Genomic DNA, 21,191 nt, shown 5'->3' with positions numbered 1-21,191 from the left:
TTTTTTAGTTTGAAATTATAAGTTTACGATAAACAACACTATCAAAAATGAAAAAAATAGCATTTTTTAGACACAATACCCGAACAAACAGATAGGAAGTCTACTTTTCTCTAATCATTTGTAAGAGAGTTCTTCGCTTAAAATTTTAATATTTGCCTCATAAAATAAAGAGTATGGAGCATTATTTTTAAGCTTTTTATATGTACATTTGCAGAAAATAAAGAAAAAAATCAAATGGAACAATTAGCAAACGACTACCTTACTTTACAACTTTCTGCTCATGGTGCAGAACTAAAAAGCATTAAAGACGATAACGGAAAAGAATATTTATGGCAAGGTGATGCACAGTATTGGGCACGCCAATCGCCTATTTTGTTTCCTCATGTAGGCAGTGTTTGGAACAATTCGTATAAGATTGAAAACAAAGAATATTCGTCTTCGCGTCATGGTTTTGCTCGTGATATGGACTTTAAAGTAACCCAAAAATCTACCGACCGCATTCTTTTTTCTTTGCACGATACGCCTGAAACTTACGAACGCTATCCTTATCATTTTATTTTGGGTGTAAGTTATCGTTTGAAAGGCAACCGAATTCATGTTATTTGGCACGTACAGAACATTGATAACAAGGAAATTCATTTCCAAATAGGTGGACACCCTGCTTTCAATCTCCCCGATATGAAGGCAGGAGAACCCATAAAAGGTTATTTGAAATTGGACAATGAAACTTTACAAAGGAACAATTTCACGCATGAAGGTTATCTTCTTGAGGGTTACAAAACCTTTGAAACTGATGAAGGAATATTAGAATTGACACCAGAAACATTTGCCAACGATGCCTTAATTTTCGACCAATGCCAATTGCATCATGTACAAATCCTCAATAAGAAAGGGGCTGCTGAAGTCAGCGTACAGTTTAATACACCAGCAGTTGGAATATGGTCGCCAGCAGGAAAGAATGCTCCTTTTGTGTGCATTGAGCCTTGGTACGGCATAGCAGACAAGGAAAACTACAACGGAGAATTTTGTAATCGTTACCTAATGAACCACCTTCAACCCGGAGCAAGTTTCATGAGCGAGTACATTATCACCATTCGATAAAGGCTGGTTCTATAAATTACCACCGCATAGTCATTAAATTTTTATGAAATACGCTTTGTTATCTTTTGGCTTCTTTTTAGTTCAAAAATAAGTTCAAAATCTAACAAAGCTAATTTATAGAACCAGCCTAAACGAAAAGGATAAAAGTTGCAAGTTTAAAGATATTTGCTTATCTTTGCAACATCGTCCTTTTAATGAGCATTTTATACGATTTCAGAGTGCAAATAAGAGGATAAAACAGAAGAAAACTATTAAATAAACAATAATCTATAAAGTTACAAACAAAATTTTATGAACAAAAAAACTTTAATGGTCTGTGGACTGATTGGTCTTTCACTTTCATTGCAAGCACAGACTAAAAATGGCGGTATCGATAAACAAATGATGCAGAAGATTGTCGCAGGTCATTCATCGGCTTCAAATCGTGCTCTTTCAAATGCCATAGCGACTAACTCTATCGACAATCTTGCTCGCAATTTCCGCAAAGCAGGTGGTTTGGATACACATTTCAGCGTTGAAACAACCAAACAAAACATTCACGACCAAAAAAGTTCTGGTCGTTGTTGGCTCTTTTCGGGCATGAACGTGTTACGTTCTAACTTTGCTCGTATGCACAAGGACACACTTCATGTTGAATTTTCACATGTTTATTTGAGTTTCCACGACCAATTAGAAAAGTCAAACCTTATGTTGCAAGGCGTAATTGACAACGCTAAGAAGCCTATGAACGACCCTATCGTGCAGTTCTTCTTCAAGAATCCTATTAACGATGGTGGTACTTTCTGCGGTGTTGCCGACCTTGTTGACAAGTATGGCTTGGTGCCTATGGAAGCAATGCCTGAGAGTTATTCAGCTGAGAACACTTCTCGTATGGCATCAATTATTTCGTCTAAATTGCGCGAATATGGTTTAGAACTTCGCAAAATGGTAGCTAATAAGAAGTCAGTAGCAGCAATCAAGGCTCGCAAAACAGAAATGTTGGGCGATATTTACAACATTCTCGTTCTTTCATTGGGTGAGCCTGTGAAGACTTTCCAATATGCTTTCAAGGATAAGAATGGTAACAACGTGGGCAAACCACAGACTTACACTCCTGAAACCTTCCGTGATGCTGTGCTCGGAAAGAAACTTAATGGTTCATTTATTATGGCTATGAACGACCCACGCCGTGAATATTACAAGACTTACGAAGTGGAATACGACCGCCATACCTACGATGGACACAACTGGAAGTACATCAATCTCCCAATGGAAGACATTGCAAAAATGGCAATTGCTTCTTTGAAAGACGATACAAAGATGTATTCAAGCTACGATGTGGGTAAGCAATTAGACCGCAAACGTGGTTATCTTGACCTTGACAACTTCGATTATGCAACGCTCTTTGGCACTAAATTCCCTATGAATAAAGCAGAGCGCATCTCTACTTTCGATAGTGGTTCAACCCACGCAATGACTTTGTCAGCAGTCGATTTAGACGAAAATGGCAATCCAAAGAAGTGGAAAGTAGAAAACAGTTGGGGTCCTTCAAATGGTCATAATGGTTGCCTCATCATGACCAACGATTGGTTCAACGAATACAGCTTCCGTTTGGTTGTTGATAAGAAATATGTTCCTGAAAACATTTTAAAGGCTGAACAAACAAAACCTGTTATGGTTATGCCTGACGACCCGTTGTTCCAAGAAGACAAATAAGTCGTTTAAAAATTAAAACAATAGCAAATCCGCTTCAAATAGATAGTATCAGACTATAAAAAGGAGGATTTTGCAAAGAATAAGCCCCAGAAGTTTTCCAAGACTTCTGGGGCTACTCATATTCTTTCATCTTTCATCTACCAATATCCTACGAACTACTCAAAATAGAAGGTCAATGCAATCATTTTTGAATGGGCTTCTTTTGCAGCATTGGTAAACATCAGCATGCGTTTATCACGCAAATTTTGCGCATGCTTGGTATCAAGACAATTCGATAGACCATACATAAACTTCAATTCTGGGCGTAACTTGAAGAAAGGAAGATAAAAATCGCACCCTACTCCAACCTCTAAATAAGCATCGCTACGCTTCAATCGAAGAAACTCGTTGTCTTTTCCTGAAAGATTTAACATCGGATTGATACCCAACATCAGGTAAGGACGATGATTATTAAAGCGAGGCGCAGCAGCTATCAAGTTGAAAGCACACGATATATAAGCTGTTTTCAAATCTTGAACCTCCGTTATCTCTTTTGATTCCTTCGCACTTGCAAGCTGATTTCTGAAAGTTAAATGGCGTGTACCAAAGTACATAGCAGGCGCAATGCGCAATTGGAACGTTGTATTTAAACGCAATTCGCCTAACACACCTACCGTAAAACCAGCGTCCCAGCGGTCTTGGTCTACTGAAATGAGTCGTTCTTGCGACCCATTTCCGTCATCAATATCCACCATTTGCGGTCCAGCATTCAACAATTCAAGGTCTTGCAAATGCGTACCTACCATAACGCCAAAGTGAAAAGGACGCAAATCTGTATAGGGACGATTCTGTACTGTCCTTTCTTGCGCTAAACTTACTTGTGCAGTAAGTAGCAAAAATGCGATGTAAAAAAGTTTTTTCATATCTTCTTTTATAACGTTTCCCTCTGTCAATTATTGTAAAACAAAGAATTCAAGTTCACTTTTTGCATGCTAAAATCTATTCGTTTATTTTGATATAGTCTAAATATTTAAAATTTCTATCATCATTTGTAGGTATTACAAAAATATTATTTACCTTTGCACCATACAAAAATAGGTATTGGAAACAATCCTATACAAAAACATTATTAATAAAATTAAGATTTATAATTATGGCTTATGTAATTAGCAATGACTGTATTGCTTGCGGTACATGTATTGACGAATGCCCAGTAGGCGCAATTTCTGAAGGCGATATCTACAATATCGACGCTGATGCTTGTACAGAATGTGGTACATGCGCAAGCGTTTGTCCAAGCGAAGCTATCAGCTTAGGATAATCGCATTAATTGTTACTGATTAAATTTTACGGACTCTTCGGAGTCCGTTTTTTGTTTTTATAGAATGAGTACTTCAAAACTTGTTTCCTAAATATTACGGTAAATTAAGGACATTCATTTCCGATTTTTCAGACACAAATAACCGTAATGAAACGTAATAATAAGTGTAAACGTAGCGGATTGACTTTTTAAAGTGTACCCCCATCAACGAACAAGGGCGTTAGCCGTAGGGGCGTGATTTTTTCGCTTTGCTCAACAACTCGATTCACGTTCCATTCAGCAAGTTTTAGGGTGCTAGGAACGTGATAAATCACGCCCCTACGGCTAACGCCCTTGCGCGCTAATAATTTATTAGACACCATTTTAAAGATGTAAAAAACGTTTTTAATGTCCTACGCTTACTACAACAATATCAAAACAATAAGCGGTGTACCGAAAATGGCACACCGCTTATTGTTTATAGGGTTTCAATTTTATTTTTTCGCCTTAGGATTTAAGTTCAATTTATAGATTAAATGGAACATAACATAGCGTGGAATAACGTTGGTAAAGGTTTCGCTAATGCCTTGTGCATTGATGGTTCGGGTTACGTTATTGAGTTGTCCGAGAATGTCAAAGCCGTCGCAAATGAAAGTGAGCTTTTCGTTTAGGAACGAACGAGAGAGGCGTGCGTTCCAAAGAAGGTCGTCTGCGTTCATTGCTTTGTCTACAAATCCACGGCGAGAGTAGAGCGTTAGGTCGGTAGAAAGTTTGAATTTACATGGCAAAGCTATCTGTGCTGTCAAACCATTGCTAAGGTTTGACACGTTGAAAGGTTGGAAATCTTCGCGTGTACCACGTATTTTATTCCACGAAGCTGTGGCTTTGTAGCCAACAAGGTGTTTCCCGAGTTTATAATCAATCGAAAAATCGCCCACAAGTGCCGAGTTTGTAACTATGCTGCGCTGTGTTCCTGCTGTCAAATCAACGCCTATCATATCGACACTGCGGCTGCAATTCCACCCAATACTGGTCTTGAAATTCAAGTTTCGTGCCTTGTCTATCGCACCGCCACCACCGATTGAAACACTACCAGTCCAGTTTCCATTCACATTTTCTGGTTGGAAAACACGCTTTCCCGTTGCTTTGTCGTAGGTATATCCCATAGAAATGGCGTTGAAAGTAGGGTTAAATCTGCCTTCAATGTTCCACATCAAGGCTTTATTAGGATAGTTGCGAGAGAAATCGAACCAGAAAATATGTGCAAACGATGGCTTCAACGATGAGTTACTCAATTGTGTATTGAGTGGGTTGGTCGTGTCGTTAATATCAATAAAGTAGGTTAAATCGGGGGTAGTCGGCATTAATTGGTATTGAGTATAGATGCTGTATTTTTCATCTTCGGTTGACCAATAGAGCGATGTTAGCATTGATTGAGGCAAAAGGAAACGTTTGGTGAGCGAAGTGTTCAGATTACCACGCTTGTAATCTAAGTGCTGAATGCTAAGAGGGAGCATAAAGGAAACCATACCACTCATTGACGATTTCTTGAAAGGTACATCATATTCTAAGAACATTCCCAAACCATGTTGGTCAATGCGTGTTGTGCGGCTATAACTATTACCAGCGTCCATCACGTTGCGATATAATTCTACTGACGGAAGTGTTCCCAATCGGTTTTGAGCGTTTGCTCCCCACCCTTCCAATTTGTCTAAACGATAGAGTGAAGAACCTCTGCGGTCGTACTTTCGTATATAATTATATCCCACAGAAAGGCTTGTTACATCAGAAAAGGCAAAGCGATAAGCTGTTTCTATATTAAAATAGTATGATTTTGATGGGCTATTGTCAAAGTAACGATTGCGGAAATCAGTGTTTGTAAGCGTTCCCTTATTATAAAATTCCACCAAATTGTGGTCGTACATTTGGTTAGAACCATTGCTGTAATCTCCTAATATACTGAACATTATATTATCGGACGTATTTTTAAGTTTTATAATTGACTTGAGGAGGAAACTCGTATTAAAGTTGTATCCGTGGTTATAACTGCTCTGCAAATAGCGATTAAGAGCAAATTGGCGTGCATGGCTATTCAACACTGGCAGATACAAACTATCAACTTGCGCTTTTGTGAAGCTACCCATATCGGCAAGCGAAGTGATTGATGACGAACTTGCATCTTTATCAAAGCGATGATATTCAAGATAGTGCGTAATACCCAAGTTGAAAGCCTCAAATTTTTGATACAAGGAGTTTCTTGTGCGCAGGCTAAAATTATTATCGTGCGTTGTGTTCAACACTCTATCGTATGTATTTCCACCAGCAAGGAAGTTGGTACGATTGATATTTTCGTTCAAATCGTAAATGCTTCGAGTAACACTAAGTTCACTTTTCAAATCTAATTTACCACTACGAGGCGAAAGATTGAACTCCATTCCACCCATGAGTTGCTTTTTCGTCCCCCCCACAATATCGCCAGGCGACCACGTTGAGTTCTTTCCTGGTTGATTTTCATCATTCAAATTGTTCACATTACCGAAGACCGACAGGCGTGAATGGTCGGTAAAACGCATGGCAAACAAACGTGCCATATAGCGGTCGTGCGTACCACCACCTGCTTGAGCGTTTACATTCCACCCCGTATTGTATTGTTTCTTCAGATTGATGTCCATAACAAATTGCTTGTCGCGCTGTAGTTTTTTGCCCAAGAACTCTGAATCTTTGCCATATTTCTCGTAAACTTTCACTTGGTCTACCATGTAAGTAGGCAAATTGTCTAACATTACTTGATTATCGCCCTTAAAGAAATCTTTGCCGTTGAGCAACAACGATTCTACAAACTTTCCGTTTACCGTGATGCGACCATTCGCTTCCAATTTCGCACCAGGCAATTGCCTAATGAGCGCATCGAGCATTGAGCCTTCTTCCAATTGGAAAGCATCGGCATTATAGACTAAGGTGTCCCCTTTATGGTAGAATTTCAGCTTTGTAGCGGTTACGGTTACTTCGTCCATGTTTACAACCTTTGCACGGCGTAGCAAAGCATCTTTTATTTCAAAGGTGTTTTGTCGTTTGCCAAGCGATTGCACAGGAAAGTAAATATAAGCCGTTTCGTAACCAGGTTTAGAGAAACGCAACATATAGTTGCCCTCTTTTCGAGGAATGCTGACATAATATTTAGCGTCCGTATGCTCATAATCGCCATACGCCCAATGACGTCCCGCACGCACCGAATCAATTAAAACTGTGTCTTCAGCATTTAAAACTTCGACCAAACTGCCCAATAATGGTGTGCGAGTAGCAAAGTCTAATACTTGTCCTTCAAAGGTCATTTTATCTTTTTGTGCCATAGTAGGCAATGCAAACCAGCTCAACAGCATGGCGAGCGCAAAATAGATTGTTCTCATAGGGTTGTAAGTAATGTGTTAAATCATTAGATGATAGACTACAAAGGTATCAAAAAAAACAGACAATCTTATTTCTTGTCATTTTTTTTGGTTTAATTTTCAAAACAGCCTATTTTGAGGTTCAAAACAATAGGTTTTGTGGTTCAAAATAGGCTCTTTTTATTTTTAAACGTTATCTTTATGACTTGCCACTACGACACAACAGCATCGGCAATAGTTTCCCTGTGAGAGAACTCCAGTACTCCTGCGAGAGTACTGGCAAGAAACAACGCTAAAAAAAGGTTGATGACAATAAGAAAGGGAGGCAAATACAATGTGTACTTGCCTCCCAAATATACTAAACTTATTATCGCAACTTATCGTTGCTTACATTCTTCATTACTTCACTGCAACAGCCTTAGCTACGCCACGAGTCTTTACAATGTAAACACCTGAAGGAACGCCAATAGATTGTGTACCTGTAATGGTGTCAGCGAAGACTAATTTTCCGTTTGGAGCATAAACACGAATTTCGGTAGGCTCTGAAGTAGAGAATGTTAGTTCACGATTGCCACCTTGAACAACAGTCTTGTTTTGGTTTACCCCTTCAATGCCTGCGTCAACAGTGAATTTAACAACTACGGTTGTTGCACTTGTTACAACAAATTTATTATCCTTGATGTCTGTTCCATTTGCTTTTGCAGATTCAATTGCATAGCCTTTGGCAGGTGTAGAAACTACTTTTAATTCAGAATTTTTCTTTACCTTAGTGCCACTCATCACTTCTTTATCGGTTGTTGTGTAAACCTTTACAGTACCATTTTCAGGAGTTTCGATAGTGATGTATGCCATATCGCAACCTGAACCATTACCTTCATAGTTTATAACCCAACCCTTGTTGGTTGCTAATTTAGATTCTGCCTTTTCAGCATCGTTATATTTCTCTTTATTATCACCTCTTGAGAAGAGTTTGTAACCAGCAGGAGCGCCCTCTATGGCTTTGTATTGTGAAAGTGTATAATAAACATCGTTCAAAGTACAAGCGTCCCATTTGTTGTCGCCAATATTAAGATATGACAAATTATCAAGCCCTGTAAGGTCGAGTCCTTCAAGTTTGTTGCCATTAACCATTAAACGGCTCAACGCTTTGTTTTTGCTTACATTAAGTTTTGTCAATGTGTTTTCTGCAACATCTAACTCTGTGAGCTTTGTATTCTTGTCAAGATTTAATGTGCCAATTACGTTCTTAGAAATTCTTAATACTTCCAAATTTGCCATTGCAGCTACATCAATAGAGGTAAGACTATTGCTTCCTGCAATAATTTTTACCAACTTAGAGTTCTTACTCAAATCAAGTTCGTCTAAATTATTGTTGTTGATTTCGAGGTATTGCAGGTTTTCAGCATTCTTTAAATCAATGTTTTCAAGCGCATTACCATTGGCACGCAAACAAACAAGTTTCTTGTTTTTAGCTATATCAAGTTTTGCAAGGTCGCTGTATGCGCAATCCAATGTATCCAAATTAGCCAAATTGCTTACGTCTAACGTACCGATATTGTTCATATAAGTAGAGAGGTAATGAATGTTAGCGTTGTGGCTTACATCAACTGCTGAAATCTTATTGTCAGCGTTAATATGTGGATAACTTGAAAAATCAGCACCTACTATCGCACCATAGATTTTTACATTTGTTCCCTTTGTTGTTCCTTCGATATGAGTTAGGGTTTCCTTTACTTTAACAGGGACTTTCTCTCCATTACCCCAGTCAATAGAAATTTCTTTATCAGGACCACTTGCTGTGAGGTAATATGATTGTACTTGACCAGCAGGAACAGTCAAACCAATATAATCATTAGTTTCTAAAACTTTGTAAACAGGTTTTATTGTTGCTGTGCTTGATACAACGAAGATATAATCATCATAAAATTCCCCATTAATTTCAACACCTACGAGTTCTTTATTGTCTATCGTAGTTGGTGTAACCTTAATAGGGAAACCCGGAATAGCCTTATTTGTAATTGGATTCCAAGTTGCATAAGCGTTGTCGTCTGCAACTTGAGACAAAGAATAAGTAATGCCTTCTATTGGAGTCATTACAATATTAATAGGGTCCATAGATGCTGTACCATTACCTTTTACATCTGATTGATAGAAATTATCACTATCGTATTTCAACAAATCTGTATTAGCGGTTTCTCCGTTAGACCCTGCAATAAGCACATTTGGTCCCCAAGAACTTCCTGTATGTGGAGGCATTGCCTTAAACGTGAAGTTTAACGATTGTGGAGTCATCTTTTTACAATCGCGCATATCCAACTTGTTCAAGCGGTTAGTGCCGATAGCAGCGTGCATATCAAGGAATTGTATACCCGTTCCCTTTATGTTTACATCACGAATAAAACGACTATTAGAAAGGTCAATACGTTTTATTAGTGTATTTTCAATATTAAGTGTTTGCAAATTTGCAAGGTGGCTTAAATCTAATTTAGCAATCTTAGTATCGGCAAGCAATAAGGTTGTTATTTTTGTATTCTTGCTTATATCCAATTTTGGAATGTTTGTTTTAGTAGCATCTAAAGAAATAAACTCTGGATTGTTCACAAGATTAAGCTCAACAATAGCTGTACCAGCGATGTTTAGTTTGTTAAGCTTTGTGAGTTTCGTTACGTCAATACTTGCAAGATAAGTACTATTAGAAACATTGAGTGTTGTCAAGTTAGGGTAATTCTCGCCCAATTCGAGTTCATTAAGACTGCCATTGCCTAAATCAAGATTGCTAAGGTTAGGCAAACTAATAGGATAGAAATGGGTAATATCACAATCTGCCATGTAAATACCTCTAAGTGCTGTACTACCTTCGGCAAATATTACAGTTGAAAGGTCTGGATTCTTATTAGCTGTAAATTGCTCTAACTTTAACAAATTATCAACTTTAAGACGCTTGATTTTATTTTCTGAAACATCAAGATTTTCCAAATTAGGTACACCTGTAAGGTCTATTCCCTCAAATGTGAGTTCATTCTTTTTAGCTGAAATTTGAGTAAGTTTGTCTTGATTCTTGAAAGCCAACACATTTACATGTTGATTTTCCACATCAAGTGTTGCTAAATCACCATAAACAATAATGGTATCATTCTTTAATACGCCCTCTGTATTTTTAATAGACGACCAGCCTGAGAGTTTGGCTTCTACTTTGTTGCCATCGCCCCAGTCTACATAAACTTTAGAATTTGCATCAACTAAGGTTAAATAGAACTTGAAATTTTGACCAATTGGCGTTGATGTGCCAATAATAATTTCTCCTTGTGCGAACGCTCCTATAAAGGTGGACATAAGAAGAAGACATAGTAGTAATTTTCTTTTCATAAGTATAAATTAATAATTTAAATAAAACTTGGTCTGCAAATGTAATAACAATTTAAATTTTATCATAAAAATAATAGAATAAATTTTATTTTTAAACGAATTTTATTGAGTTATTGAATATTTATTGCAAAAAAATATAATTTTACATCAAACCACTTCTAACACACTAAATCATCGCTATTTACAATCTTTTTCTAAAAATATTTTTTACAATTATAAGGTTTTTAGACTTTTTAAAATAGAAGGTTGGGAAATATCACCAATATTGCTTAATTTTGTTTTTAAATTTAAATAGCAAAAAACTTGATATGAAAAAGCTCATTTTTTCTTGTTTTTCAATCTTTTGTAGCTCACTTTTTGTAATAGGTTGTGGCAACAAATCGGCGAAAATCAGCAATAAAGAAGCTGATACACTTTCGCTTATAGGTAAATGGACAACCCAAAATCCGAACGATTCGAGTGCGGTTTTAGGTGTAGAATTAAAAGCTAATGGAACGGCAACATCTATCAACATGCCCACTTTGCCATACGACCATTGGAAGAAATTGAATGATAGCACAATTACAATTCATGGCATCAGTATTTTTGATGGCGAAAAGACGGAGCTGGTCGATACGTTTTTGCTCAATACAGAGAAGCAAACACTGAATCAGCAGCATACGGATATTGTCTATCAATTGGCAAAATAGAGCAAAGAAAATCATAAAGGTAGTAGCAAAAAGTTTGTCGCTAACTTTTTGCTACTACTTTTCACTTATTGTTTTGGAAACATTTGGTACAACTGCAATCCAAATTCGTTGGCAGAAGCGTAAACATGTTCTAAAACATCAGAAACTATTTGCTCGTAATTGAGCCATTCTGTGGTATTTATAAAGAAGTAAAGTTCAATAGGAATACCACTTTGTGTAGCTTCCAATTGGCGCACCATAATCATCATATTAGAATTAATGTCTTTTCTTTTTCGCAAATAATCTTCCATATAATGGCGGAAAAGTCCTATATTTACGTCTTCATCTTTGATTTGTTCTTCGGTTACGATGTTGCGTACGATTAAATCCTCACGCATTTTGTCATCAATGAGTTTGAAACTTCGTGCATCAAAGTAGATTTTCTTGGCTACTTGGCGCATTCCACTCTCTTGCATTCCTTTCCAATTCTTAAAGGAACCATTCACAAGAGTAAGCGGCGAAACCGTAGTATAAGTATTATCAAACTGCCTTACCTTAACAGTGGTAAGCGTAATATCAACAACATTTCCATCAACAGGCGTGTTAGGTACTGTAATCCAGTCGCCAACATGTACCATTTCGTTGCTCGTAAGGCGAATACCTGCCACCAATCCTTCAATAGTATCTTTGAAAACCAACATAAGAACAGCCGAAGTTGCACCCAAACCTGCCAACAATGTCATTGGATTTTTGTCGAAAAGAATACTTACAACAATAATTACTGTAATGAAAAGGACGATAATTTTCAGTATCCCAAGAAAGGATTTAAAGTATTGACTCGTAGAACTACCCGTGCGTTTATCCAAGAAACGTAAGCGGTCTACTAACTGCAAAACTAATCGAGTAGTATTGATGCAAATATAAACGGCTGTCAATCGTGTCAAAGTTTCTTCTACAAAGGGATAAAGAAAGAACACTTTTGGTAATAATTCCCACATGACAATAGCAGGAACAATGTTGGCTGCCGTGCGTAAAACCTGTCGGTCGAACATCACAGAGTCCCACTCTGTATTTGTTTTTGAAGTAAGTTTTATTACCAACGGAACAATGATTCTTCGGCAAAACACACCCGATAGCCATGCCAAAAGGAAGGCTACAATGACCATTGAAGTATGACGGACAATGGCAATGGTAGAACCTTCAAGTCCTAAAGTTTGGAGAATTTGGTCGATAAAAGAGATAATAATTTCCATTTTCGTTTTGTTTATGATTTTATTGATGTTACTGACTCAATGCAACGCATATCTTATTTTGCAAATTGCGCATAGGCGACTGACTCATTCCGCCATTAACGATGATAGCAAAGCATAGGCGATGACCATTAGAAGCGGTAAGATAGCCAGCCAAAGAACTAACGCCCATAACTGTACCTGTCTTTGCTCTGACGTTATTTGCAGCAGGTGTATGGCGCATTCGCTTTCTTAATGTACCATCAACGCCTGCAATTGGGAGCGTATTATACAAGGTATTGAAAATGTCGGTCTTGCTAAACGCATAGCGCAGCAATTGTAATTCTAATTCGGCACTGACGTAATTGTAGAGCGAAAGTCCTGAACCATCGGCAATATTATAATTGGAAGGCGACAAACCTATCTTTCTTATTAAACTATTTACCTCGTTGCGAGCTTGCTTTGCACCGTTCCATTTTCCATTATTGGCTGCTGCAAATTGATAAAACATTGATTCTGCATAAAAATTATCGCTTTTTTTCATCATTCTTCGCATCACTTCGCCAATGGAATGGGTGCGTGTCGTAATGAGCGTAGCATTGTTCGGAACTATCTTTTCACTCATAACCCCATTATGTTCCACCCCTATTTTTCTCAATTCTGTGCGCAAAACACCCATGAAACAATCTTTTCGTCCCATAGAAAGTGGGATTAGTCTTGGATTTTTATCGTCCCAGCACCAACCTTTTCCAAAGTCATCGCGGTCTTTAAACGACAAATCGGCATACAGATTACCATTGATACGCTCTACGCCTAAGCCCTTTATAGCGTGAGCGATAGCCGATAAATCGCTATTGGAGAGCATTGGGTCCATTCCTCCAACACAATAAATATCGCCATTAAGCACTTGCGTACTATCAATCGTACCCGTATAGAAAATACGCGTCTGGTAATTGTAATTACAACCCAAGCGGTCTAAAGCCGTAATAGCCGTAACACACTTCATGGTTGAGGCTGGTCGCAAATGCTTTCGTTCGTTAAAAGCATAAACTTGCTTATTGTCTGTCAAGTCCCAAACCATGAGTCCCACTTGTGTTGTTTCTACTATATCACTTTTTAAAATCCCATTCAGGCGGGCAGTGATATTCTCTTGCCACGATTTGGTATTGTCATTATCGAACGGAGCAACGAAAACATCAGAATCTTCATCGGAATCGCTATCCTCTTCCTTATCTACAATGATTGCTTTGGGGTCTTCTTTATGTAGAATATGAGCAATTTCGGCACTATCCAAGTAGACTTGCGCCTTGACAGGCAGTGCCAATAAGGTAATAAGAAGAGGCGTTTGTAGGTATTTTAATTTCATAATTGTTTTTGGATTGTAGCGATAAATACCTCTTTATTATCGGGTTGCACACTTTCAACCTTTCCATTTTTAAGTTCCAACAAAATGTAACTCCCAATACGAAAGGCTAAAGGCAACTCACGAATGCTAATAATTTCGGCAATGTTGATACACTTTTCTTTTGTCAAGCGACCACGTTTAATATGTAATTTTTCATCGGAAACAATATAGGAAGTGTGCAAAGCACGGTCTAAAGCCATTGTAGTCAGCACAAGAAACATTGCGCCCAAAATGACTAAAGCTACATTTTCACGATTCCAAAAACCGTACAATGTGCCGAAGATAAATAAGAGAATAGCACACCATTCGAGTGCCATTACACGATGATTAAATGTTCTATTCATTATCGCTTATTTGCTTTAAGACCACAAATGTACAAAAAAAAACAGTCTTATTGGCATAAACGCAGCTTTAATGGACAAAAGTTAATAATAATCAACGGTTTATAACAATGGGCTAAGCAGTCGAACAATGGATTCCCAAAGGCGATAAATGAAAGAATTATGATTGATTTCCTTGATGTTTTGTAAAGGAATGCAGTGAGATTCGTCAGTAAAAAAGATATTTTTAACCCGCTCTGCCATTGTTTTATCATAGAAAAAAGCATTGGCTTCGAAGTTATTTTCAAAGCTGCGGAAATCAATATTGGCCGACCCAATGGTGGCAACATTGTCATCGGACACTAAGAGTTTGGAATGATTGAAACCGTTTTTATAGCATAACACTTTCACTCCCGAAGCAATTATCTGATTCAAATAAGATTGAGAAGCCAATTGCACAAGTTTGGAATCCATTTTAAAAGGAACCATTAAGCGCACATCAACTCCAGAGAGAGCTGCTGTTCGTAAGGCAAAAAGAATAGGTTCGGTCGGCAAAAAGTAGGGAGTTTCCATATAAACGTATCGCTTAGCACTCAGCAAAACTTTTATATAGCCTTGTTCTAACTCTGCCCACACGTTGGTTGGACTACTTGTTACGATTTGTATCAAATTATTATTGGCTTTTATCGCCGTATCGGGATAATATTTTCGGTTGGTAATAAGGGTTCGGTCGGCATAAAACCAGTCCACTAAGAAGGCTCTTTGCAGTCCATACACGGCAGCTCCCGTAATTTTCACATGGGTATCACGCCATTTTTCACCCTTTTCGCCTTTCACATAGCGCAAGGCTAAGTTCATACCTCCTACGAAACCAATTTTGCCATCAATCACTATTATCTTTCGGTGGTTACGGTAATTCACTTTACTCGTAAAGGCTGGGAAACGCACAGGCATAAAAGGGTGAACTTCAATGCCCTCTTCTCTCATTAATTCGAAGAAGTTTTCTTTCGTTTTCCACGACCCTACATCGTCATAAAGGAAACGAATTTCAATTCCTTGGCGTGCTTTTTCTATGAGCGCATCGCGTATAAGTCGCCCCAAAGGGTCGTCTTCTATGATATAAGATGTAATGTGTATGTGGTCTTTTGCCTTTGAAATTTCGTGTAAAAGTGCTGGGAAAAATTCGTAACCAGAGGTGTAAATGTCAGTTTCATTGTTTTTAAACGGCAAAGCCCAATTCTGATTGACAAAAAGTTGTATGAGTTCTTTATGTTGTTCGGGCAATTCTAAGTTCTTTTGCTCTACAAATTCTATCATAGAACGCTTGGTAAGTTGGTCTAAACTCTTTTGCCAAATGTATCTATCTTTGCGTATTCGCTGTCCAAAAAAGAAGAAAAGTATGATTCCCACTAAGGGCATAAAGGATAGTATCAACACCCATGCAATGGTTTTTGCAGGCTGTCGATGTTCCATGAGTACCGTTATCATGGCAATGATTGCCACAACGTAGTAGGCGACAAGGACTATCCAGTGAATATAAATCATTTATTCTGCAGTTTTATTTCTTCTTTTTTATCTTGTTTGTCCATTATTTTTTGCAAATAGTTGAGTTCTTCTTGAGCAAATTCGCTGCATAAAGGAATCTCAATCAAAGACTCTAACATATTTTTTGCCTCCTTATATTGTTCTTGGTCTATCAGTGCGTAAGCCTTTCTGCGGTAAAGGAAGAGCATAAAGTCGTTGATATGGGGTGGCATTTCTTCGGCTTCTTCATCGCTGTTATTGGTTTGGTAATTATTGATGAGTTCTTCCAAAAGAGCATCAATATAGTTGAAGACTCTGAAATCCTTTGAATGTGTCAAACAATTGACGTATTCTTTGGTGTAAGTGATATTGTTCAAGCCCATCGTGAAATTCAAATAATAGAACGCACGTTGGTATAATTGCAAGTCATCGTAGCAAAATCCGAGCATGAAACATATTTCATAAAAGTTTTCTTTGTCTTCTTTGTTGAGTTTAAGGTAGTTTAGAAAAAGATAATGAAAACCATTTTCCAACCACATAATAGCCTCGTATTTGCGGTTTGCATTGAACAATTGGCGACCACGGTAGAGGTATTCTGCCGCATCTTGGAAAGTTATGCTGGCAACAAAACGTTGTTCGTCGGTTAGTTTATCTTTTTCTCCTTTCGAAATCTTGTCTATTGCATCTTGCCACATGTACTTAAATTCTGCTACTTGCTTATCATTGTTCCTCAAATCATGGGCAACAATGGCGGTAGAAAGTTGTGGCATAAGATTTCTTACAAAGATACTTTCCTTTGTTTCAGCGTTTAATGGCAATAAAGTAGCAGTGATGCGATAGTAAAGTGCTTCCTCTATTTGGTCTACTTTTTGCAGAATGAAGGTGGCATAACGGCGTCTATCAGGTTCAGCCATTAGGAAAAAAGTGAGCTGAAGGGTTGCAAAATTTCTTGCAAAGTTGCCGTTTTCGATAATGCTTGTAGAGAGATTGAAGTTTGAAAGGACTTCTCTGTCTTTTAGGACTTCTATTTTCTCGGTTATCACCATAAGTTCTGACGGCACAATGCCTTGCAATTGGAATGCTGTTTCTAACCATTGTGTCATGGTAATCCCATTGATTGGAGACTCACGGGGCTTTTCCAACGTTTTATTATGGCTCATTTCATGCTCACGAATCATGAATTGTTTTTGCGAAACACTCAATGCTTTGTATTCTACATCTTTCTCCTTTTCTTGCTTTTGTGTCTCTACCAACGCTTCAAAACGCTGAATGAATAGGTTGCGCCACCCGAAAATATCAGCCATAGCCTTTGCAAGAATATCTTTGGCGCGGTCGTCGTCGAGCAGAACATTATAGATAAGGTGTACATTGATGTTGCCTTTCTTTTCATTGCTGGAGTAAACGAAGCAAGGTCCATCGGTATAGGTGTTTAAATTGTTGCATAAATAACGCACACTTTGCAGATAATCGACTCCCGTTTCTGCTAAATAATAGAAGGATAGCAGCACATTGAACACCGTAGGTTGTAGCGTTATTTCAAAAAATCCACCTTGATATTGGTAAGTAACCACCTCATTTTTTCCATTTTTCTTCCACTTACAATCACAATTCAGTTCGGCAAGTGCTTTCGTTACTTGTCGTTTGTTGGCAGCCAAAGTTTGGTCGGCTAATTCAATTTTCTTTCCTATGAGTCCTTTTATCTTTTTTATCATACTACAATATCGGTTCCAAGTTTGCGTGCAAGTATATTTCTCATGTCTTGCAACTCCTTGATTTCTTTCATCATATTCATTGTTTTCTCCAAATCTTTTTCCTGCAATAGATTGGTTTGGAGTTCCTTTAGATGGTGTTCAACGTAGTCCATTCGGTAGTCAAGTATCAAGTGCATGATGCGGTCGCGCAGGTCTTCTTCGCTTTCTTTTACTTGCATACTCTGCGAAAGGTGGAAGTTTTCAACACTAAGGTTAATAGCAAGGGTTGAAATTTGTATGTCGCTGTGCTTTGTGAAATATTCTTCTGCCTTAAATCCTTCATCATTGCTATGTTCAACTGCCTCTGTTAGGATTTGGATAGACATCGGATTGGCAAACGAAAGGTTGTCTAACCCAAGGTCGTAGGCAATATATTGCGCAACATTCAGACTTATTTTTTCGCCTGTTTCTTCGTTTTCTATATCGCGTAAAATGATTTTTTCGCCATCACGAACGATAGCTTGCACAAGCATGGTTTCCACTTTCGAGGCTTGTTGCATAGGCGTTGCTGGCCGCAAAGGTTGTGCGTCTTGTTGCGTTTGCTCTGCTTCACGTACTTTTTCCTTGCGCTCTTGCTCTTTATCATTGTAGATAAAGCGATTCATTTGTCTAATGAGCGTGCTTTCTTTCATGCTAGTTCTGTGGGCGCATTCTCGCAAATAAGTGTCTCGGAGTATTGGGTCTTTGATAACTGCAATACTTTGAACAATGGAATTAATAGCTTCTGAACGTTTTACGGGGTCGGTTACGCCTTGCAATAGCACATTGATTTTAAAGACAATGAAGTCGGTTTGGTTGTCGTCAATATATTTTCTGAATTGTTCTGCAGTGAGCGTTCGTGCCAATTCGTCAGGGTCTTTGCCATCGGGAATGAGCAAAACTTTCACGTTCATACCTTCTGAGAGCAACATATCGGTACCTCTCAAAGCAGCATGCTGCCCAGCTTCGTCGCCATCATATAGCAAAACGATGTTGGAGGTAAAGCGTCTTAGAATTTTTATCTGGTAGGTTGAAAGCGCAGTACCACTATTGGCGACCACGTTTTCTATTCCGCATTGGTGCATAGAAACCACATCGGTGTAGCCTTCCACCATATAGACAAGGTCGAACTTGCCGATAGCTTTCTTTGCCTGGTATATTCCATAGAGTGCATGGTCCTTCTGATAGATTTCGCTTCCTGGAGAATTGACATATTTTTGACTAATTCCTTTGGTTCGAGAGTCTAACAAGCGTCCACCAAAGGCAATAACTTTGCCGCTGACACTTACCCAAGGGAAGATGACTCTGCCGTTAAATCTATCTAATATATCTCCATTTTCACGCTCAAAGCACAAGCCTGTCTTTACTAAAAACTCTTTTTTATAGCCCGCTTTCAAGGCTGCATTTGCAAAATCTTGGCGACCATTGAGGCAAAAGCCCAATTGAAACTTCTCTATAATATCATCTCTAAAACCACGACTTCTGAAATATTGCATTCCAATGGCTTGTCCATCGGGATTGTTTCGCAAGGTTTCGTGGAAATAATTGGCTGCCCATTCATTTACGAGAAACATGGATTCACGTTCGTTTTCCAATTGTTTCTCTTCCGAAGTCAGTTCTCTTTCCTTAATTTCGATACCATATTTTTTTGCCAACACACGCAAAGCCTCAGGATAAGTGAGTTGGTCGTGTTGCATTAAGAACTTTACCACCGAACCAGCTTCGCCACATGCAAAGCATTTATAGACACCCTTGGCAGGATTTACCGAGAACGAAGGCGTTGTATCATCGTGAAAAGGACACAAACCTTTATAGCTTACGCCCGCTTTACGCAGTGTAACGTATTCTGAAATGACGTCTACAATGTCTGCAGCCTCCAGTATTCTGTCAACGGTTGGTCTATCTATCATATAAAATTAATTATCGAAATGTTTTTTCCTTGTAGGGGCGTGATTTTTTCGCAAGCTCAACAACTCGTATCACGTTCCTATCAGCCAAGTATTCCTTTTTTCTATTAGGAACGGAATAAATTCCGCCCCTACACGTTGCTGAGTGCAGCTATATCTTATGCAAAGATATTGCAAACGAGTGCAATGCAAACTTGTTTTTCCGTGTAGGGGCGTGATTTATCACGTTCCTAACAACCTGCGTATGGTTTGCTTATTAGGAACGGAATAAATTCCGCCCCTACATATTGCTGAGTGCAGCTATATCTTATGCAAAGATATTGCAAACGAGTGCAATGCAAACTTGTTTTTCCTTGTAGGGGCGTGATTTTTTCGCAAGCTCAACAACTCGTATCACGTTCCTATCAGCCAAGTATTCCTTTTTTCTATTAGGAACGGAATAAATTCCGCCCCTACACGTTGCTGAGTGCAGCTATATCTTATGCAAAGATATTGCAAACGAGTGCAATGCAAACTTGTTTTTCCGTGTAGGGGCGTGATTTATCACGTTCCTAACAACCTGCGTATGGTTTGCTTATTAGGAACGGAATAAATTCCGCCCCTACATATTGCTGAGTGCAGCTATATCTTATGCAAAGATATTGCAAACGAGTGCAATGCAAACTTGTTTTTCCTTGTAGGGGCGTGATTTATCACGTTCCTATCAGCAAACAAATTATCTTTATTATTAGGAACGTGATAAATCACGCCCCTACACGTTGCCGAGTGCAGCTATATCTTATGCAAAGATATTACAAACGAGTGCAATGCAAAATTGTTTGCACATTGCCGAGTGCAGCTATATCTTATGCAAAGATAGTAAATCAAAATTCCTTTACCAAACTATTTGGTAAAAAAGTAAGATTGTACATGTTTGTACAATTCATTGTACACGCTTGTACAAAGGATTATACACGTTTGTACAAAGCGATACATATTATACCTTCGGATAAGAAGGTGTAAGGGAACAATGAATGCCGAATAATTATAAATTACCATAGGGCATGTTGTCCCAGTATAGGCACAATAAAAAGCGAGCAAATGGGTTAGAAACGCAAAAGAGCCTATTTTGGCGTGCAAAATAGGCTCTTTTGAGCATCAAAACAAGGGGTTTTGTTTTTGGGAGAATTAGAAAGGCGAATCCATTACCACACGACGACCGAAAGGATGGAGCGCAAGTCCTGCTAATTCGAATTGTTTACGAGCAAAGGGTATGCCGATAATGGTAACCAATAGGAGTAATCCGAACACAATATGGGTCAGCCAAATCCAAATGCCTCCTAAGAAAAACCACAGAATGTTCATGAACGTGTGCAAACACCCATGTGCTTGGCTATCATAGACCACATGCTGACCAAAAGGCCACAACACATAAATACCTATCTTGAAGGTTTGAAGGGCAAAAGGTATGCCCACAATGGTAAACATCAAGGCTAAACTCGCTGCGAAATATTCTAATGCTGCAGCGAAACCGCCAAAGAAGAGCCATAACAGATTGCCAAATATTTTCATTTTTAATTGTTTTTAATTGTTTTAAAAGAG

General features: G+C 38.4%; 14 protein-coding genes. 4 read left to right on the top strand and 10 right to left on the bottom strand.

Annotation, left to right across the window (positions count from 1 at the left end; all coding sequences use genetic code 11):
* Positions 1-234 precede the first annotated feature (234 nt).
* Together DYI03_RS03230 and DYI03_RS03225 are read left to right on the top strand one after the other, a co-directional pair.
* The gene (locus DYI03_RS03230; protein ID WP_021670239.1) at positions 235-1,101 is read left to right on the top strand and encodes an aldose 1-epimerase family protein; all 867 of its coding nucleotides are present in this window, start codon (positions 235-237) and stop codon (positions 1,099-1,101) included.
* Positions 1,102-1,392: 291 nt separating this feature from the next.
* Complete coding sequence (locus DYI03_RS03225) at positions 1,393-2,796, top strand: C1 family peptidase (RefSeq protein WP_021670240.1); 1,404 nt, start codon at positions 1,393-1,395, stop codon at positions 2,794-2,796.
* Positions 2,797-2,951: 155 nt separating this feature from the next.
* Here the strand turns inward: DYI03_RS03225 and porT are convergent, their stop codons facing one another.
* Positions 2,952-3,698: a type IX secretion/gliding motility protein PorT/SprT gene (gene porT / locus DYI03_RS03220; protein WP_025064524.1), complete on the bottom strand. Its 747-nt coding sequence runs from the start codon at positions 3,696-3,698 to the stop codon at positions 2,952-2,954.
* 230 nt (positions 3,699-3,928) lie between these two features.
* On the opposite strand from porT, the gene DYI03_RS03215 reads away from it, so the two are divergent.
* The gene (locus DYI03_RS03215) at positions 3,929-4,096 is read left to right on the top strand and encodes a DUF362 domain-containing protein (protein WP_004357052.1); all 168 of its coding nucleotides are present in this window, start codon (positions 3,929-3,931) and stop codon (positions 4,094-4,096) included.
* A 473-nt stretch (positions 4,097-4,569) separates the two neighbouring features.
* On the opposite strand, the gene DYI03_RS03210 is transcribed toward DYI03_RS03215, so the two are convergent.
* Together DYI03_RS03210 and DYI03_RS03205 are read right to left on the bottom strand one after the other, a co-directional pair.
* Positions 4,570-7,482, bottom strand: coding sequence for an outer membrane beta-barrel protein (locus DYI03_RS03210; protein WP_021669093.1), 2,913 nt, complete (start codon positions 7,480-7,482; stop codon positions 4,570-4,572).
* Positions 7,483-7,860: 378 nt separating this feature from the next.
* Complete coding sequence (locus DYI03_RS03205; protein WP_021669091.1) at positions 7,861-10,827, bottom strand: leucine-rich repeat domain-containing protein; 2,967 nt, start codon at positions 10,825-10,827, stop codon at positions 7,861-7,863.
* Between the two features lie 308 nt (positions 10,828-11,135).
* Here DYI03_RS03205 and DYI03_RS03200 point away from each other — a divergent pair, with 308 nt between their 5' ends.
* On the top strand, positions 11,136-11,516 hold the full coding sequence (locus DYI03_RS03200) for a lipocalin family protein (protein ID WP_004358550.1): 381 nt from the start codon (positions 11,136-11,138) through the stop codon (positions 11,514-11,516).
* Positions 11,517-11,581: 65 nt separating this feature from the next.
* On the opposite strand, the gene DYI03_RS03195 is transcribed toward DYI03_RS03200, so the two are convergent.
* The 7 genes from DYI03_RS03195 to DYI03_RS03165 form a co-directional block, all read right to left on the bottom strand.
* Positions 11,582-12,748: a mechanosensitive ion channel family protein gene (locus DYI03_RS03195; protein WP_021669087.1), complete on the bottom strand. Its 1,167-nt coding sequence runs from the start codon at positions 12,746-12,748 to the stop codon at positions 11,582-11,584.
* A gap of 28 nt (positions 12,749-12,776) precedes the next feature.
* Positions 12,777-14,090, bottom strand: a complete 1,314-nt coding sequence (gene dacB, locus DYI03_RS03190; RefSeq protein WP_021669086.1) for a D-alanyl-D-alanine carboxypeptidase/D-alanyl-D-alanine endopeptidase — start codon at positions 14,088-14,090, stop codon at positions 12,777-12,779.
* Entirely contained in the window at positions 14,087-14,473 is a 387-nt protein-coding gene (locus tag DYI03_RS03185; RefSeq protein ID WP_004358547.1) for a PH domain-containing protein, read from the bottom strand. Before DYI03_RS03185 ends, dacB begins: the two co-directional genes overlap by 4 nt.
* A 99-nt stretch (positions 14,474-14,572) precedes the next feature.
* A complete protein-coding gene (gene cls / locus DYI03_RS03180; protein ID WP_021669085.1) occupies positions 14,573-15,994 on the bottom strand; it encodes a cardiolipin synthase in 1,422 nt (473 codons plus the stop codon).
* A complete protein-coding gene (locus tag DYI03_RS03175) occupies positions 15,991-17,685 on the bottom strand; it encodes a hypothetical protein (protein ID WP_021669084.1) in 1,695 nt (564 codons plus the stop codon). Before DYI03_RS03175 ends, cls begins: the two co-directional genes overlap by 4 nt.
* Entirely contained in the window at positions 17,682-19,613 is a 1,932-nt protein-coding gene (gene dnaG / locus DYI03_RS03170; RefSeq protein ID WP_021669083.1) for a DNA primase, read from the bottom strand. Before dnaG ends, DYI03_RS03175 begins: the two co-directional genes overlap by 4 nt.
* A gap of 1,164 nt (positions 19,614-20,777) precedes the next feature.
* A complete protein-coding gene (locus tag DYI03_RS03165) occupies positions 20,778-21,161 on the bottom strand; it encodes a YccF domain-containing protein (RefSeq protein WP_004358539.1) in 384 nt (127 codons plus the stop codon).
* Positions 21,162-21,191: the final 30 nt, after the last annotated feature.

Source organism: Prevotella disiens, assembly GCF_900454955.1.
GTDB lineage: Bacteria > Bacteroidota > Bacteroidia > Bacteroidales > Bacteroidaceae > Prevotella > Prevotella disiens.
Note: the sequence above shows the minus strand (reverse complement) of the source record. Positions and strands in the feature narration are given on the sequence as shown.